Consider the following 17235-nt stretch of genomic DNA (forward strand, 5'->3'; position numbering starts at 1 on the left):
TCTTATATATATTATACATCTTATTTCTTATTTTTTCAAGTAAACTAGAAATTTATTATTTGTCATTATTGGTAAACTATATTATTTATTTCATCTTCATTAAGCACTTCTTTATCTATAAGATTTTTGGCTAGGGAATGTAAAATATTAATATTACTATTTAATAAATTAATAGTATCTTCATAAAGATTATTTAATATCTCCTTTGCCCTATCTGTTAATGTTCCACTATTAAGATTTCTACTTGATAAAACATTATAACTTAAAAGCCCTACTTCTTCATCCATACCAAATACACCAATCATAGATAAAGCCATATCTGTAGCCTTTTCTAGATCTGAAGATGCACCTGTTGTAATATTTTCTTTACCATAAATTATTTCCTCTGCTACTCTTCCACCAAGTGAAATCATTATACTAGATAGTATATCTTTTTTCGTTTGATACATTTTATCTGGAGGAATATTTAAACTAAAACCACCCATACCTTTTGTACTTGGAATAATACTAACTTTAGTAACTCTATTATCTTCCGCTACTAATTTTGCCACCAATGCATGTCCAGCCTCATGGTATGCAGTTATTTCTCTATCTATATGCTTTATAGATGATCTATCTTTCTTTTCATCTCCAACTAATACTGAATAATAGGCTTTATTTATATGATCCATTGTAATTTCTTTTGATTTTTCTTTTACAGCTATAATAGCAGATTCGTTCATTAGGTTTTCTAGCTTAGCACCACTGAAATAGATGGTTTCTAACGCAACCTTTTTTAAATTTACATTTTTAGCCACTGGCTTATTTCTGCTGTGTAATTTAAGAATTTCATATCTTCCATTTACATCTGGTAAAGAAACTTCCACCTGTCTATCAAATCTTCCTGGTCTCAATAAAGCTTCGTCTAAAATATCTAATCTATTTGTTGCTGCTACTACGATTATTCCCTCATTATCTTTAAATCCAGACATTTCAGTTAATAAGGCATTTAATGTCCTATCCCCTTCCTCACTTCCTGAAGGATTATCTCCTGATTTTCTCTTTTTTCCTAGGGAATCTATTTCATCTATAAATATAACAGACTTTCCTGCATCTTTAGCTTTTTTAAATAATTCTCTTATACGGCTGGCACCAAGTCCTGCATATACTTGTACAAAATCAGAGCCTGATACAGCATAGAAAGGAACTTCTGCTTCTCCTGCCATTGCCTTAGCCATAAGAGTTTTTCCTGTTCCTGGAGCTCCATATAAAAGAATTCCTCTCGGTAATCTTGCACCAAATTTATTATAAATCTCTGGATTTTTTATGAAGTCCACCATGTCCATTAAAGATTCTTTAGCCTCATCATTACCTGCTACATCTTTAAAAGTTATTCTTTTATTAGATGACTCTGCGTCTATTTCAGACATTTTAGCCATTTCTTTCTCAGCTTGTTTAGACATATTCTTGTTTAAATAAAATACCATAAATCCCATGGCCGATACTAATATTATCATAGGTATAGCTTGACTTGCACTATTGGTCTTTTCCACTACATTTACATCGTACATCAACAATTCTTCTTTAAAACCATCAGTTCTTGGATTATCAGTAATGGCCAATTTACCATTTGTAAGCTTTACCTTTATTTTTCCGCCATTGGATAATTCCACTTCTTTTACTAACCCCTTCTGTAAATGAGTTAAAAATAAGGTGTAAGTCATGTCCTCTATCTTATTCTTTGTTTGCATATAAAATAGACTGGCAGATAATAGTACTATAGAAATAGTTATAAGTAAAATTAACTTTAACTTCTTATTTATTTGCATCAAACCACTCCTTTTGGTTTACATAACGTACAATCTATTATAACATCTTATTATTTCTATGTCCATTTCCTAGATTTGTAAATTGATTAAGGAAAATTATAAAAGGGCCAACTATTTTAAAGTTAGCCCTTTTATCTATTAATCTTTATCTAAAATTCTTAATATCTTATCTAGCTTTGAATTTTGTTCTTCACTTAACATAGGTCTAATACTCTCTAACTTGTTAAACATTTCTTCATATTGTTCTTTGCTCATTTGCTCTTCCATCTCACTATTTACTCTTATGATTTCTACAAACAATTCATCATCGGATTTATCCTTATATGCATCCTGCAAGTTTTCAATTAATGTAATATCCTCTTCACTAGGGTTATATTTACCTATATTATCCACAATATTTTTTATATCTTTTTTCTTCATGCCTTTACCTCCTTCTATATTATATTTAAATTTATGAAACTTAAAGTAAATATATTACTAAATTGAACTGCAACTATTAATTCATTTTTGCATATAATGATTATTATATTATGATTAGGAGGGATATTCTTGGATAATAAAATATTGATATTCTTATTTTTACTAGTATTAGGTAAGAATCAAGAGACTGAATCAACGGCATTACATTCTTTAGGTAATTTTGTAAATACCCTGGAGGTAGACCCTGAATATACTGCTGAAAAGATTAAAGTAGTAAAAAAAGTTGGAGCATATTTTCCAGAGCATTACATACCTTTGATAAATAAATCAATATTATTTACGGAAAGATTAGTTAAAATAAATGAATTAGCTAATTTTATGAAAAACGATGAATATGCTTATATTAAGGAGCCTATTTCTGTTAATAACAATAAAGAAAGAATAAGTAAAGTAGTCAATGTAATCCAAAACGAAGTTCCAAAAACGGAAGTAAAAAACTTAGGAATGATGATGGACTTAATTATTAATATGGATAAATATAAGCAAATGTTTTCAATGTTAACCTCAGTAATGGGAAATCAAGATGCATTAAAAGATCCTACACAGTTAATAGGTATGCTTGCACCTATTATGGGTGGCGATAGTCAGCAAAATGGTGATAAGATGAAGGAAATGAGTAAGATGATGGAAATTATGAAGGCATTAAATGCACCTACACCTAAAAATGAAGAAAGAAAGGCTAAATAATGAGAAAGAGAAGAAAAGCAGAACTTTTCTATTCGCTATAAAAAATCATCTAAAGAATAAGTATTTTACTTATCCTTTAGATGATTTATCAATTCTTCCATATCCCTTGGCAATGGAGCAATAAATTCTATATATTCTTTTGTCCTAGGATGTTTTATCTTCAAATAATAAGAATGAAGGGCTTGCCTATGGATCTGAGTACTTTCTTCATCATATAAAGTATCACCTATTATGGGATGCCCAATATGATTTAAATGAACTCTAATCTGATGGGATCTTCCTGTAAATATTTGAATATCTAGCAAAGTGGCATCTTCATACCTTTCTATTACAGAGTACTTAGTCAAAGCCTCTTGTCCTTCTTCTTTTATGGCCTTTCTAATACTTTTTTCTTCTTCTCTACCAATGGGTAAATCTATATAATCCTCTTGCTTTTCTACTCGTCCTTTAACAATTGCCTGATATTTTTTTTCTACTATATTTGACTCAAATTGTAAAGCCATTTGTTGGTGGGCAAAGGAGTTTTTTGCAACTATTAAAATTCCTGTAGTGTTCATATCTAGTCTATTTACAAATCTAATTTTCTTTTTTATTCCCTTTTCCTTGAAATAATATGATATTCCATTGGATAAAGTATTTTCTTGATGGGACTTTGTTGGATGTACTACAATATTTGGTTGCTTATTTAAGATTAAAAGGTCAAAATCTTCATAAACAATATCTATATCTATTTTTTCTGGACTAGTATTTTCTTCTTCATCTCCCATATAAATTGATACTATATCTCCTTTTTCAAGTTTTAATCCTTTTCTTCTAAACTTCCCATTTATATAGATATTCTTTTCCTTATATAATCTTCTAAATAATCTTCCTGATAAATCCTTAGTAACAAGAAATTCTTCTAAGTCTAAATCATCCCTGTCTACTTTAAATATGACAACATTTTCGCTTTCTTTGAATAAATCCATAATTACCTCCAAATTTTCTTATGTTTATTATATAATATAGGTAAACTAATTATATCAAATATTATATGATTTAAAAGGCTAAAATCATTTAGGGGGTAAACGTGTGAGTTCAAACGAAAAAAGAATAATTAATATTATTTCAAACTATAATTATGAATCCAAGAAGACATCTCAAATCTTATCAGATAAACTTATAAATAAAGGCTTTCAGATATCGGAAAAATATAGTGATGATGCAGAATTAAATATATGTGTAGGTGGGGATGGCTCCTTTTTAAGAGCAATACATCGTAATAAGTTTCCTAGTATTCCCTTTGTAGGTATAAATACTGGTCACTTAGGGTTTTTTCAAGAAATCTTACCTGAAAATATAGATGAATTTATAAATAGATACATAGATAAAGACTATTTAGTAGAGGAGATTGCATTGGTAAGTGCAGAAATATGCACTAAAAGTAAGAGTTTCTTTCTTACTGGTGTCAATGAAATTGTTGTTAAGGGGATTAAATCTAAAGTTGTTCATCTAGAAATCTTTTTAGATGGAAATCATTTAGAAAAATTTAGTGGAGATGGTGTAATTATTTCTACTCCAGTAGGTAGTACCGCTTATAACTTCTCCAGTGGAGGCAGTATAATATATCCATCCCTAAAGACTTTACAGCTGACTCCCTTATCTCCTATTAGCTCTAAGGTATATAGATCATTACCTAATAGTGCAGTAGTTCCAGGAGATATAACTATATCTATTAAACCTGAATTTAGATATGAAAATTCTATTTTAATTATAAATGATGGAGTTGAGTTTAAATATAATAATATTACCAGTATAAATTTAAAACTTTCTCATAAGACTATTAAGAAATTAAACTTTGATAAAGATATGTATTGGAGTAATTTAAGAAGTAAGTTTTTATAGGAAAACTATCCCATTGTATACAATGGGATAGAAGTTATCGGAAAACCCCTTGATTTAAGAAATCATATTATGTGAATACTTAAATTAAGGGGTTTTTTCGTTGATTTTTAGATTCGGTATTTTTTCCGTGGTCTAGATATCCTTATTATACTGATACGCATAAAAATAATAGCAAAGAGCTGTGTTAATAAATGTAAAGTGCTTTTCAATATCAGAAACTTATCAATTTCTTTTTCTGCTTCTCCATATATTTCTATATACTTTTTATATGATCTGATGTCATAATATAATGCTATTGAAACCCATAATATGACCATAATAGTAATCATATAAGTTAGTAATTCCACAATACTACTGAAAACCTTCTCACCATATAATTTAGTTATAATAACCATGGATATGCCAACTATAGCAAATATTTTTATTCTATATTTCTTCTTGTGAATTGCCCTTCTCCTCGAAGCATCTAGATAGTGCATAAGAAAAGTTTTATCAGAAGAAACACTAAATTTTTTCGGAATATATTTCTCCCTAATCTTTTTATAATCTTCAGGAATATTATAATAGGCCTTATTTTCTAGATTAAATATCTTAATATAAAATATGCAGATTATTGGTAAGAAAAAATGTATATTTCTCACCTTCATTAAAAAATACATAGCTATAGAGTTTAGCGGAATAAAAATTGTTATAAAATTAATAAAATTCATATTGAAATCTCCTAGTTGTTATTAATATACTTAGTAATGAATATTTGCTAGAAAATGTTTTTTTAAAAGTTTCTATGAATTCCTTTTAAGTCTAATAATAATATAGTATATGCAGTAAACTCTACCGTAGAGTACCCAAGATTTACAAAGGTCTGTACTTTACCTATATAATCATTTAAAATTGAATCTACAGATGTAATAGCAGTTACCGCTGCAGCCTTAAAGCCATTTGCACTTAATTCATATAATACCTCCAAGATATATACTATCGTCCAATAATGATAGAAAATTTCTAGCTTGTCTTTCCCATGATTGTTGTCCTGTTAGAGACGTTCCTCTTCATCTACTAATTTTTTAAATAACTTCCTTTTAATATATCCAATCTTTTTTTCTAAATAATAAAATACCAATTACCATGGCAATTCCAAAATATATAAATGCTACAAAATTAGATTTTACCAAGTCAAAAATTCTAATATCTATTATATCTACATCAACTAACTTAGTAAGGATACCTATTGGAGAAAAATATTTGCTTATAGTAAATCTATCTATAACGCTTACTAATACACTTAACATAACTCCTATAACTATAAATACATTACTAGATCCTGGCATTAATGAAAAAACTCCTATTAATGATGAAAATGCCAATACTGGTATAATAGCTAATAAATAAATAGAAGATATAGATAATAATCCCTTAATTGTCATACCTTTAACTCCAAAAAATAGTGCTCCTAAAACAAAACTCAATAATATATTTATTAAAACTACTATGGTTACAATAGCAAAAAGATATAATATCTTCCCGTAGAATATATCTATTCTATTATTAGCACCTAAAATAAAAAATTTTAGATTTCCACTAGTATTATCTTCAGAAAATGTTCTAATAGAGAATAAAACCATAAATATTAAGAAATATGGAATCATAGGTTTGAAAATAAAATCTGTTAGAAATTTTTCCATAAATATACTGCCGTTCATATTTATATAGCTTTCCTTTACTTTCTCTGTATATCTATTAGCTCCAACATCTCCATTTATAATTTTATTTTGAATATCAGAATAAATATAAGTAGAAAATAAGGCCATAATAATAATAAATACTAATAATATATAAAATTGTTTGTGATGAAAAGTTTTTATTAATTCATTTTTTGCAACTTCTAGTGTCATTCCATCATATCCTTTCTATAAAATATTAAAAAATTTATAATAGATAACAATAAAGTAAATATTATTATATTAAATACCAAGAGTTCTCCATTGTACAAGTATGTTCTTATTATACCAGTAGGTATATACTTATTTGTTAATGGAATGATATGGTCGAATACTAGAAACAAAAAAAACACAGAAATAGATGTTATAATGGAATTTGGAGTAATAATAGATATAAATATAAATACCATAAGTAATGGTAATATTGAAAATATAATATTTATAATATCCTTAATTACTCCTATTTTATGTATATTTAAAACCTGGCTAAATTCTCCTATGACAATTCCAACAGTTATGCTAGAAATCAAATTAATTGCAAAGATAAACAGTGATAATACAATTATTAAAACAAAACTCTTTGTCAATAATATTTTAGTCCTTTTATTTTCTCCTATAAGAAAAAACTTTAGCTGCCCAGTATACATATCTTTAGAAAAAACATTAGATGTTAAAAAAATCATAAAAAAAGGTAAAAAGTAATAAATAAATTCACTACTTATAGTATTATTAAAATATTCTATATCTTTACTATTGGAATATTTATTAGCATCTGGCTTAAACATTAATCCAAACATCCCAATTAGCAATATGATAATAGTAATATATAGTAAAATAACATTTGGTCGAAAAAATTTTATAAATTCATTTTTAATCATTTAACCCACCAACTTCACGAATGAAAAAGCTTTCTAAAGAAAATGTCTTTTTAGAAATATCATCTATTTTAAAATTACTATTAGAAAGCATTTGATTAAGTTGAGAAAATGAACTGTTTTCTAACTTTACTTCTACTTTATTGTCAATTAAATTGGCATTAAATTTATTTAACTTTAAATATTTCACTAAACCCTTTTTATCTTTACATTCTATAACATATACATTTTTTTCTTGAGAGAGTAGCTTAGAAGTACGATCTTCAGCAATAATTACGCCTTCTTTTATTAAACCAATTCTATTACATAGATTTTGTACTTCGCTTAAAATGTGAGAACAATATATGAAGGTTACTCCTTTTCCTGCCTGTTCTTTTATAAATTCTCTCATATCCAAAACACCTTGAGGATCTAATCCATTAGTAGGCTCATCTAAAATCACCAATTCTGGTTTATTAATAAATGCTCTAGCTACTGCTAACCTTTGTTTCATTCCCATAGAATATTTACTCACTTTTTTATTCTTAACATTTTTAAGATCTACTAATTCTAGGACTTCATCAATTCTTTTATCAGGTAAATTATGTAAATTTCCATGTAGTTTTAGATTTTGATATCCTGATAAATATTCATAGAATGATGGTTCTTCTATTGTTGCACCTATTAATCCATTCATAGAACTATTTCTATTCATTAATTTTCCATCAAAATAAACTTCTCCAGAATCTTTTTTCACAAGGCCTAATACTGTCTTTATTGTAGTACTTTTACCAGAACCATTTGGTCCAATAAGTCCATATATATCACCTTTATTAATCTTTATATTAATATCTTTCAATACTTGATCTTTATGATAGCTTTTGTATAGATGTTTTATTTCTAATAAAGAATTCATGACATCCCTCCCAAACTTTAATATTAATTTGATTGTAATTCTTTCTTGTTTGAATTGTGATCTTGAATTTTTATATAAACATTATATATTGATTTTATAATAATTACACCAATAAATAATACAAATAATTTCATTTTCCATAAAAAATCAAGTATACTAACACTATTATCAATAGAGTCTACAATCTCTCTTACTATCCAATTTAGTTGTGATGTAATTATAAAAAGTATCAAAGCTAAGCTTAATATAAAATATATAAGAATAAAAATATTTTTGTTGTCTTTTAATAATTTTGGTTCTTTAATTACCTTTTTAAATTTCTTAAAAGAATTTTTCCTTAAATTAGGCATTTTAAAAATTGTTGATAAAATAAGATATCCATCTAAAGGCATGAATGGAGATAAGTTAGTTACTATCCTATATAAATTAGGTAAGGCAAACAATACAAAAATGCTATTTTTAGTAAAAGTAAATATAGCCATAAATAGAGAAAATAAAACTAAATTAGCAAAAATCCCTGCTGAAAATATTTCTATTCTATCTCTTGGTTTCAAGGTATAGATTCCTGGTGTTTTTACATAAACTATAGGTGTAATCCACATATATAAAGAAATTATGATACTCTTTGGTTTTAAACCTTTATGGTATCCAGTTATTATGTGTCCAAATTCATGAAAAATTAAACTAACTGTAGAATTAATCATAATAACTAATAACCCTATTTCATAAGAGTTAAAAACATGATAAGTACTGTTGTCATAAAAAATATTTAAATTTAAAATAGCTAATATTATTCCAAGTAGTATAAGCATATTAAAGAATATCATTCCATATGGGAAAATGACCTTTTCAGCTTTATCATAAAAATTATAATGATTTGATAAGTCAGCAGAATAAATTTTAAAAGAATATTTGTCTAATTCCTGCTTTTCAATGACGTCAACATTTGCATTTTGAATTAATCCTGCTTTCCCAAGTATCTCTAACAATTGCTTTACATCAAATTTAGATTCATATTTTTTTTCACTATTATTTATTAATTCTTCAACACTATGACTACCATCTAATTCTTTTGCAAATTGATAAATTAAATCCTTATTATATTCTTGTGCCATAATAAATCGATCTTTTGTTTTGCTACCTATACAATATAAATTACCATCTGTTTTTTCAAATAGTGTCCAAATATCAATATCATTTAAAGCAATAGGTTTAAAATTCAGATCAAACATTAAGCATCACCCTTAGAACTATTCTTGTTTTTATTTGTTAATTTTGACATGTTTATTAGGATTCTATCAATCATAGCTCTATACATTTCACATGAATAGCTATCTGGTTCAAATGCATCATTATTTTTTATATAATTTACACCTAAACATCCATGACATAAATTCTTTATATAACAATTTTTGCAGTCTTTAATTGAATCCTTAATCTTTTCAATAAATTGATTTTTTACGTTTTTAAATATATTATTTTCATAAATATTATCATCATAAATATTTCCCATTACATAATCTTCTGCCCCAAATAACATAAAACAAGGATATATCCTTCCATCTGGAGAAATAGACAAATCAGTTATTCCAGCTCCACATAAATAATCAATCTGTTGTTTTTTTATTAATGTATCAATAAACCTTCCTACTATAGATGTAAAGATTTTGTTTTCTTTCCTTGAAAACATATCATCAATAGAATCTATAAAATCTGATACATCCTTTAAATAATAAGGATGATTTTCTTCTAATATTACCGGTGTAATATGAAAACGATTTATTTTAAATTCTTTTTCCATAAAATCTATCATATTAATAATTTTATGATCCTGATCTTTATGATGATTGGTATATGTAGTTTCTATCCCAGAAGGAAAAAGATTATTTGAACGAAGTAAATCCATATTATTTAGTATAAATTCTGAAGAACAATCTCCATTTTTAAACTTTCTACACTCATCGTGTGATTTTGGATTTCCATCAAAACTTATGGTAAATTTAATATTATATTTTTTAAATATGTCTATAATTTTATCATTAATTATTGTGGCATTAGTAACTATTCCTATAGAAGGCATAATTTTCAATCTATTATTGTTATAAAGATCATTCACAGTGGATCCAATATATTCTACCAACTCATATCTTAATAAGGGCTCTCCACCAAATATTTGAATTATAGCTATTTCATCATATTTTTCTGTTATTACATGAAATATCCTATCAATATCTTTTTTATTTAAGCTATCTTTAGTTATAAAGTTTTCTTGCATTGATTCATAACAATAACTACAACTTAAATTACAGGAATCAGTTAAGCTTATGACTAATTTCTCTAATTTGTTGTCAAAGAAAGATATATCTTTCATGGGTTCTAATTCTTCTTTTGAAAAATTTTCTATTTTTGCTATCAATTCAGATAGAGTTTTATTATCTATATTAAATTTATTTTCAATTTGTTCAAGAGTATCACCATATAGATAGGATTCTATTATTTGTTTTGTATAATTATTGACTTGAAAAAATCTTAGATTATTTGGAAAGAAAAATATATTGATATTATCTTTTTCTGAATTTATAATCTTTATATCCATCTTATCACTCCTTGATTTAAATATATATTATAAATTCCTAATTCTTACATTACTAATAAATAATACTAGGTTCTAGATTTTAAAAACTACTAAAATTTCAAAAGCTAAAAATTAACTTATGCCCAGCGGCCGCTACAAAATACTCCCCAGCAGTCGCTACCTGAACAAAATACTCCCCAATCTGGAGTGGAAGTTTCTTCTAATATATCTACCTCGTCCAAGATAATTTCTCTTGATTCTAATTCAAAATCTTTTTTCATAATATTACCCCCTTAAATTACTTTTTGTAAGAATTAGGAATTTTATAAAAACCAATATCCAATAATATTTGATATTCTTTTTTGATATAGTATATACCTATGAACACAAAATAAGGTTTTCTATATACTAATAACCGAGGAAGGACTGCTTGTATATGATTTTAAGTCACGATTATTATATTTGCAATAACTTTCGTTCACCATTTTACGACTTTATCTATTTTTTTTACTATGTATTACCAATACCAGTACAGACAATGTCACTTCATCAATAAATTTATCATAGGATAGATTAACATATGGAAATGCTGAATATGTCTATAAATTATGGCAGCAGTTAGTTTTTCATCAAATATAAACTTTCCAAAATTAACACTTATAAGAATCAAAACTCAAATGCTAGTTATTTATATAGTATCTAGCATTTTTTACTCTAGCTTATTTTTATTTAATTTGAAACATTCAATAAAAAATTTTGTTAAGAAATAAAATAAAAGGATATTTCCCAATATGGCAATTAACAATTCAAGAACTTACTTTCTTCCATATAAAAAAGATACCAGTATCTGGTATCTTTTTTAGTATCTCTATATTAATTGATCCATTTCATCTACTAACTCTTTAAATAACTTCATTGCATTATTTACTGGTTCCTCTGTAGTCATATCCACTCCTGCTAGTTTTAATACATTTAGTGGGTAGTCTGAACTTCCACTCTTTAGGAAGTTTAGATATTTATCTACTGCTTCCTTCCCTTCTTCAAGTACCTTTTGAGATAGTGCAACTGCTGCTGAATATCCTGTAGCATATTGGAATACATAGTAGTTGTAGTAGAAATGAGGTATTCTTGCCCACTCCATTGCTATTTCATCGTCTACTACTACATTTGGTCCATAATATAGTTCATTTAATTCCTTATATTCTTCACATAAATAATCTGCTGTTAATGCTTCACCCTTCTCTAAGTGTTCATTTATTATTTTTTCAAACTCTGCAAACATGGTTTGTCTAAATACAGTAGTTCTAAAGCTTTCTAAATAATGATTTAGTAGATATAACCTTTCATTTTTATCTTTTACATTCTTTAGCATATAATCCATAAGTAAAGACTCATTTGCTGTAGATGCGACTTCGGCTACAAATATAGAATAATTTCCATAGACAAAAGGCTGATTTTTTCTTGTAAAATAGCTATGGATTGAGTGACCCATTTCATGGGCTGTAGTAAATACATTATCTAATGTATCATGGTAGTTTAGCAGTATAAATGGTTTAGAATCATAGGATCCACTTGAATATGCGCCTGATCTTTTACCTCTGTTTTCATATACATCTATCCAGCCTGAACTAAATCCTTCTTCTACTACATCCATATATTCTTCTCCAAGGGGTACTAAAGCCTTTTTAACTAACTCTACCCCTTCTTTATATGGAATTTTAAAATCAATATCTTTTACTATTGGAGTATATAGATCATACATATGAAGTTCTTCTACTCCTAAAGCTCTTTTTCTTATTTCCATATACTTATACATACTATCTAAGTTGTTATGAACAGAATTAATTAAATTATCATATACAGATAAAGGAATATTATTTGCATCTAAAGAGGCTTCTCTACTTGATTTGTAGCTTCTAATATTTGCATTGAATATATTGTTCTTCAAATCTCCACTTAATGAAGCTGCAAAGGTGTTTTTGAACCCTTCATAGGTATTATATAAAGCTTTAAATGCATTTTTTCTCACATCTCTATTTTTAGATTCCATAAGTGGAATAAAGTTTCCATGAGTAATCTCTACATCTTTGCCATCTTCATCCTTTATAGTAGGAAACTTTAAATCTGCATTATTTAGCATTGAATATATCTTCTCTGGTGCAGAGCCTACTTCTCCTACCTGTGCCATTATAGACTCTTCCCTAGCAGATAATACATGAGCTTTTTGTCTTAAAATATTATCTATATATTGCTTATATAATTTTAATTCAGGCTTTTCATCATAATATTTTTCTAAAGTATCTGAGTCTAAAGTCAATATCTCGGGTACTAGAAAAGATGTCTTTTCATCTACTTCTATATAAAGGCTTAAACCCTTATCTGACAAGGCTTGAGACTTTCCATCTCTAGTATCTTCATCTAACTTCATATGAGTATATGAATATATGTTACTTGCTAATCTATATAACTCATCTTTATCCTTTAATGTATTATATAGATTCTCACTACTGGATACTACATTTCCTTTATGGGAATCAAAATTCTTTCCCATTTCCTTAGCCCTATTATAGTCTTCTTCCCATTCATTAACATCCTTGTACATAGATTCTAAATCCCATTTAGATTCTTGTGGTAAATCTTTTCTCTCTAGCGCTTCTCTTTTACTTTCCATATAAATTCCTCCCTTTAATCTCTAATATTATTTATTGTATGGATCATAATATCTCTCGCTATAGGTGCCGCAGTTTTCCCCCCTGTTGATCCTTCTTCTTCCAATATAACTGCAACAGCTACTTTTGGCTCATTTGCCGGAGCAAATCCTATAAACCAGGCATGGGATTTACCACTGGCATTTTCAGCAGTTCCTGTTTTTCCTGCTACTTCTATATTCTTTATTCTAGCATTTGTTCCTGTACCTGATTTTACTACTCCCACCATCATATCCTTAACTTCATTTGCTGTAATAGGATCTGTAGCTTGAGATAAAGCTTCAGTATTATAGGTTTTTATCACTTTTCCACTTTTAGATATAATTTCTTTTACTAGTATTGGCTTTACGATTTCTCCTCCATTGGCAATACCAGAAGTGATCAATGCCATGTTCAATGGAGTAACTAATACCTTACCCTGACCTATGGCTGAAGCAGCAATTTCTGTTTTATCTAAATTACCCTTATAAGGGAATTGTGAACTTTTAGTAGGCAAATCAAAGGAAATATCACTATTTATTAAAAATTTATCTGCTACATTCCCCATTCTTTCTTTTCCTATCTGGATCGATTTCTCTGTAAAATAAGTATTACATGATTTAACCAATGCCTGTTTTAAATCAATATGTCCATGGCCTTTTTGTTGATAGTCCTTAAATACATATCCATTAATTTTTGTACTTCCAACACAATCATACTGTTTATCTAAGCCTGGAGTATCTAGGGCTGCCACAGTAGTTAAAACCTTAAAGATAGACCCTGGAGCATATAATCCTTGAGTAGCTCTATTTACTAAGGGGCTATTTGGGTTTTCAGATATTTCCTTCCAGTCTGCCTTTAAGTTTGATACATCAAAATCTGGAAGACTTACCATAGCGTATATTTCCCCTGTAGTAGGATTCATAGCTACAATAGACCCTTTTTTTCCCTTTAATAATCCTCTGGCTTTATTTTGCAATTCATGATCTATAGTTAATTTAAGATTATTTCCTTCAGTAGTAGGTATTACTAAATTTTTTATTTCATTAATAGCTGCATTTTCATTTATATTTAATAAAGCATTATTATATTGAAGTTCTAAACCTACTTTCCCATATTCACGGTAACTATAACCTATTATATGACTATATAATCTTCCGTAGGGATAGTATCTTTTATTTGTGTCATCTTTCTTTTCACTATATGCTAGTACCTTTTCATTCCTATCTAAAATAGATCCTCTAAGTATTGATTCTTCATTGATCCATAATCTTTTATTATAACTATTATTTCTCACTGCCTCTGCTCTAAAAACTTGAAAATAACTTATATATACTATTAAACTAATAAACATTAGACAAAATCCAACTAAGACAACTATTATTCTTTTAGTCTCTTTGTTCATCAAGTTCCTCCTTTACTTTTATTTCTTCAGAACATATTTGGAGTACTCCAAGGGCAATAAAGCTAGATAACATGGAACTTCCTCCATAACTAATGAAAGGCAAAGTAAGCCCTGTTAATGGTATCATCTTTAAAACTCCCCCTAGAATAATAAATGATTGTATTCCGAATAAAATGCTAATACCTAAAGCAAGTATTTTATAAAATAAATTTTCTTGTGATATAGCTATTTTAAATCCTCTATATACAAGAATCATAAATAACATTATTATACCTATACCAGTAAATACTCCCATTTCCTCACATATAGCAGAAAAAATAAAATCTGTATATACTACTGGAATAAAGTCTGGATAGCCTAAGCCTAAGCCCCTGCCAAAAAATCCGCCTTCAGCAATGGCAAATAAAGATTGTGTTATTTGGTAACCTTGTCTCTCTATATATTTCCATGGATTTAGCCACGATTGAAATCTAATCTTAACATGATCAAACAATGTATATCCTAATATACCGCCTATGGCAAATAATCCTATATTGTACAAGACAAGCCTTCTATCTTCTTCATAAATAAACTGAATCATAATAAATATGCCATAGAACACCAAGGATGTACCTAAATCTCTTTGTAAAAATAATAGTAAAATGAAAGAATATATAATTCCCATTAAATAATAATCACTATATTTTATACCTTTCCATCTAGAAGTATCAGAATAATAAGAAGCCAATATGAATATTGCTAAAAGCTTAGTAATCTCAGCAGGCTGAAATGCAATTCCACCAAAACTAACCCAGTTTATTGCCCCACCCTTTCTGCTTCCAAATACAAAAGTAATGAAAAATAAAATATATGAAGCAATTATATAAATGTATATCCAATTTTTCCAGCCTCTAATATACTTTAAAACAAAATATGTTAGGAAAAATAAAAATATCCCCATGGATATCCATATCAACTGTTTTATACCCAAACTTGAATCAATTCTATATATCATTACTACTCCTATGGATATGAGCATAGTAACGATTAGGAATATATAATTATCTCCATATGAAATTTTACTCAATATATAGTTTGATAAATATATTATAATTACTAGACCAATACCTGTACTTAAAGTCAGCCTATCTATTTTTTCCCCCTCATAGGCAAACAATAAAAATAATGCTAAAATTTCAAAAATGAATAATAAATTTCTGGGGGACTTTGCTCTAATTCCTTTTTTAAACATAGTATTCTCCTATCTATTTACAAACAAAAATTCTATTTGTCCTGCCCTAACAATGTCTCCATCTTCTAATTGCACTGCATCAAATATTTTATCTCCATTTAAATATGTACCATTTGCACTATTTAAATCTTCAAGATAATAATCTCCCTCATCTTCTATTATTTGAAAATGTTTTTTAGATATAAAAGGATCCTTTACTATAATATTATTTTGACCATTTCTACCTAAAGTTATAGTTTCATCAATAGAATAATATTCCTTTATTTTATATGGTAAAGACTCTTTTCTATTAATTAACTTTAAATAGACCCTATTATCGGAAGATATTCCCTCTATACCTTTTATATCTAAATATATAAGTCTTATGATACTAAAAATAAATAAATAAATAATTATAATAAATATATATTTAAATAATATTGCTAATATATTATACATAATCCATTCCTCCAAAACTTTCTATATCTAATTATGTTATCACAAACTTATACTAATGTGAATGATTTTCAATTTATAGTGTTTAAATAATTAGTGAAATTTGATAAAATAAATTTAAATAAATGAACGGGGGTGTAAAGTTGAATAAATTAAGTCGTTCTAAACAAAATCAAATGCTTTCTGGTGTGTGTGGCGGTATAGGAGAATATTTTCACATTGATCCTACTATAGTTCGTATTGCTTGGGTGTTACTGGGATTGCCATCTTTTGGCATAGCATTTATAGTCTATCTAATATGTAGCGTTATTATACCTGAAGATGATGGCGCTATTTATGGTAATGCTACTAATAATAACGAAAAAATCCGTCAAAATACTCCTTTATTTATAGGCCTAGGTTTAATAATATGGGGTGTTGTTTTATTAGTAAAAATATTATTTCCTTGGTTTACCTTTAGAATTATAAATTTTTGGAAGTATTGGCCTGTATTATTAATATTATTAGGTATATATATATTAATTAATCAAAGAGATAGGTAAAATTTCTTTCAAT

General features: G+C 27.4%; 18 protein-coding genes. 3 read left to right on the forward strand and 15 right to left on the reverse strand.

Features of this window, described 5'->3' with window-relative positions; translation table 11 throughout:
• Positions 1–65: 65 nt before the first annotated feature.
• Complete coding sequence (locus RBU61_RS09425) at positions 66–1808, reverse strand: ATP-dependent metallopeptidase FtsH/Yme1/Tma family protein (RefSeq protein ID WP_308879551.1); 1743 nt, start codon at positions 1806–1808, stop codon at positions 66–68.
• 138 nt (positions 1809–1946) lie between these two features.
• Positions 1947–2228, reverse strand: a complete 282-nt coding sequence (locus RBU61_RS09430; RefSeq protein ID WP_308879553.1) for a hypothetical protein — start codon at positions 2226–2228, stop codon at positions 1947–1949.
• Positions 2229–2357: 129 nt separating this feature from the next.
• Between RBU61_RS09430 and RBU61_RS09435 the strand changes: the two genes are divergently transcribed.
• Positions 2358–2975, forward strand: a complete 618-nt coding sequence (locus RBU61_RS09435; protein ID WP_308879555.1) for a hypothetical protein — start codon at positions 2358–2360, stop codon at positions 2973–2975.
• Positions 2976–3040: 65 nt separating this feature from the next.
• Here RBU61_RS09435 and RBU61_RS09440 read toward each other — a convergent pair whose 3' ends face one another.
• Complete coding sequence (locus RBU61_RS09440; protein ID WP_308879557.1) at positions 3041–3943, reverse strand: RluA family pseudouridine synthase; 903 nt, start codon at positions 3941–3943, stop codon at positions 3041–3043.
• A 103-nt stretch (positions 3944–4046) separates the two neighbouring features.
• Between RBU61_RS09440 and RBU61_RS09445 the strand changes: the two genes are divergently transcribed.
• The gene (locus tag RBU61_RS09445) at positions 4047–4859 is read left to right on the forward strand and encodes an NAD(+)/NADH kinase (RefSeq protein WP_308879560.1); all 813 of its coding nucleotides are present in this window, start codon (positions 4047–4049) and stop codon (positions 4857–4859) included.
• A gap of 107 nt (positions 4860–4966) precedes the next feature.
• On the opposite strand, the gene RBU61_RS09450 is transcribed toward RBU61_RS09445, so the two are convergent.
• The 12 genes from RBU61_RS09450 to RBU61_RS09505 all read right to left on the reverse strand — a co-directional run bounded on the left by RBU61_RS09450 (position 4967) and on the right by RBU61_RS09505 (position 16683).
• On the reverse strand, positions 4967–5569 hold the full coding sequence (locus RBU61_RS09450) for a hypothetical protein (protein WP_308879563.1): 603 nt from the start codon (positions 5567–5569) through the stop codon (positions 4967–4969).
• A gap of 62 nt (positions 5570–5631) precedes the next feature.
• Positions 5632–5826, reverse strand: a complete 195-nt coding sequence (locus RBU61_RS09455; protein ID WP_308879564.1) for a hypothetical protein — start codon at positions 5824–5826, stop codon at positions 5632–5634.
• A 112-nt stretch (positions 5827–5938) separates the two neighbouring features.
• Positions 5939–6751 carry a hypothetical protein gene (locus RBU61_RS09460; RefSeq protein ID WP_308879566.1) on the reverse strand — a complete coding sequence of 271 codons (813 nt, stop codon included), beginning with the start codon at positions 6749–6751 and terminating at the stop codon, positions 5939–5941.
• Positions 6748–7455, reverse strand: a complete 708-nt coding sequence (locus RBU61_RS09465; protein ID WP_308879569.1) for an ABC transporter permease — start codon at positions 7453–7455, stop codon at positions 6748–6750. The genes RBU61_RS09460 and RBU61_RS09465 overlap by 4 nt, the downstream gene beginning before the upstream one ends.
• Positions 7448–8347 (reverse strand): ABC transporter ATP-binding protein, encoded by a 900-nt coding sequence (locus RBU61_RS09470; RefSeq protein WP_308879572.1) that lies wholly within the window; start codon positions 8345–8347, stop codon positions 7448–7450. The genes RBU61_RS09465 and RBU61_RS09470 overlap by 8 nt, the downstream gene beginning before the upstream one ends.
• A 23-nt stretch (positions 8348–8370) precedes the next feature.
• The gene (locus RBU61_RS09475; RefSeq protein WP_308879574.1) at positions 8371–9579 is read right to left on the reverse strand and encodes a hypothetical protein; all 1209 of its coding nucleotides are present in this window, start codon (positions 9577–9579) and stop codon (positions 8371–8373) included.
• Positions 9579–10943: a radical SAM/SPASM domain-containing protein gene (locus tag RBU61_RS09480; protein ID WP_308879577.1), complete on the reverse strand. Its 1365-nt coding sequence runs from the start codon at positions 10941–10943 to the stop codon at positions 9579–9581. Before RBU61_RS09480 ends, RBU61_RS09475 begins: the two co-directional genes overlap by 1 nt.
• Before the next feature lie 116 nt (positions 10944–11059).
• Positions 11060–11203: a hypothetical protein gene (locus RBU61_RS09485; protein WP_308879579.1), complete on the reverse strand. Its 144-nt coding sequence runs from the start codon at positions 11201–11203 to the stop codon at positions 11060–11062.
• A 587-nt stretch (positions 11204–11790) separates the two neighbouring features.
• On the reverse strand, positions 11791–13593 hold the full coding sequence (gene pepF / locus RBU61_RS09490) for an oligoendopeptidase F (RefSeq protein ID WP_308879581.1): 1803 nt from the start codon (positions 13591–13593) through the stop codon (positions 11791–11793).
• A 14-nt stretch (positions 13594–13607) separates the two neighbouring features.
• Entirely contained in the window at positions 13608–15014 is a 1407-nt protein-coding gene (locus RBU61_RS09495) for a penicillin-binding transpeptidase domain-containing protein (RefSeq protein ID WP_308879583.1), read from the reverse strand.
• Complete coding sequence (locus tag RBU61_RS09500; RefSeq protein ID WP_308879585.1) at positions 14998–16245, reverse strand: FtsW/RodA/SpoVE family cell cycle protein; 1248 nt, start codon at positions 16243–16245, stop codon at positions 14998–15000. The genes RBU61_RS09495 and RBU61_RS09500 overlap by 17 nt, the downstream gene beginning before the upstream one ends.
• Positions 16246–16254: 9 nt before the next feature.
• The gene (locus RBU61_RS09505; RefSeq protein ID WP_308879586.1) at positions 16255–16683 is read right to left on the reverse strand and encodes an FHA domain-containing protein; all 429 of its coding nucleotides are present in this window, start codon (positions 16681–16683) and stop codon (positions 16255–16257) included.
• A 140-nt stretch (positions 16684–16823) separates the two neighbouring features.
• Between RBU61_RS09505 and RBU61_RS09510 the strand changes: the two genes are divergently transcribed.
• Positions 16824–17222, forward strand: coding sequence for a PspC domain-containing protein (locus tag RBU61_RS09510; protein ID WP_308879588.1), 399 nt, complete (start codon positions 16824–16826; stop codon positions 17220–17222).
• The last annotated feature ends 13 nt before the right edge of the window (positions 17223–17235 follow it).

Source organism: Tissierella sp. MB52-C2 (assembly GCF_030931715.1).
In the GTDB taxonomy this organism is placed as follows: domain Bacteria; phylum Bacillota; class Clostridia; order Tissierellales; family Tissierellaceae; genus Tissierella.

Bases quoted from the DNA above. Each gene is read 5' to 3' on its own strand.
- RBU61_RS09425 (WP_308879551.1), bottom strand. From the start codon at position 1,808: ATGCAAATAAATAAGAAGTTAAAGTTAATTTTACTTATAACTATTTCT.
- RBU61_RS09430 (WP_308879553.1), bottom strand. From the start codon at position 2,228: ATGAAGAAAAAAGATATAAAAAATATTGTGGATAATATAGGTAAATAT.
- RBU61_RS09440 (WP_308879557.1), bottom strand. From the start codon at position 3,943: ATGGATTTATTCAAAGAAAGCGAAAATGTTGTCATATTTAAAGTAGAC.
- RBU61_RS09450 (WP_308879563.1), bottom strand. From the start codon at position 5,569: ATGAATTTTATTAATTTTATAACAATTTTTATTCCGCTAAACTCTATA.
- RBU61_RS09460 (WP_308879566.1), bottom strand. From the start codon at position 6,751: ATGACACTAGAAGTTGCAAAAAATGAATTAATAAAAACTTTTCATCAC.
- RBU61_RS09465 (WP_308879569.1), bottom strand. From the start codon at position 7,455: ATGATTAAAAATGAATTTATAAAATTTTTTCGACCAAATGTTATTTTA.
- RBU61_RS09470 (WP_308879572.1), bottom strand. From the start codon at position 8,347: ATGAATTCTTTATTAGAAATAAAACATCTATACAAAAGCTATCATAAA.
- RBU61_RS09475 (WP_308879574.1), bottom strand. From the start codon at position 9,579: ATGTTTGATCTGAATTTTAAACCTATTGCTTTAAATGATATTGATATT.
- RBU61_RS09480 (WP_308879577.1), bottom strand. From the start codon at position 10,943: ATGGATATAAAGATTATAAATTCAGAAAAAGATAATATCAATATATTT.
- RBU61_RS09485 (WP_308879579.1), bottom strand. From the start codon at position 11,203: ATGAAAAAAGATTTTGAATTAGAATCAAGAGAAATTATCTTGGACGAG.
- pepF (WP_308879581.1), bottom strand. From the start codon at position 13,593: ATGGAAAGTAAAAGAGAAGCGCTAGAGAGAAAAGATTTACCACAAGAA.
- RBU61_RS09495 (WP_308879583.1), bottom strand. From the start codon at position 15,014: ATGAACAAAGAGACTAAAAGAATAATAGTTGTCTTAGTTGGATTTTGT.
- RBU61_RS09500 (WP_308879585.1), bottom strand. From the start codon at position 16,245: ATGTTTAAAAAAGGAATTAGAGCAAAGTCCCCCAGAAATTTATTATTC.
- RBU61_RS09505 (WP_308879586.1), bottom strand. From the start codon at position 16,683: ATGTATAATATATTAGCAATATTATTTAAATATATATTTATTATAATT.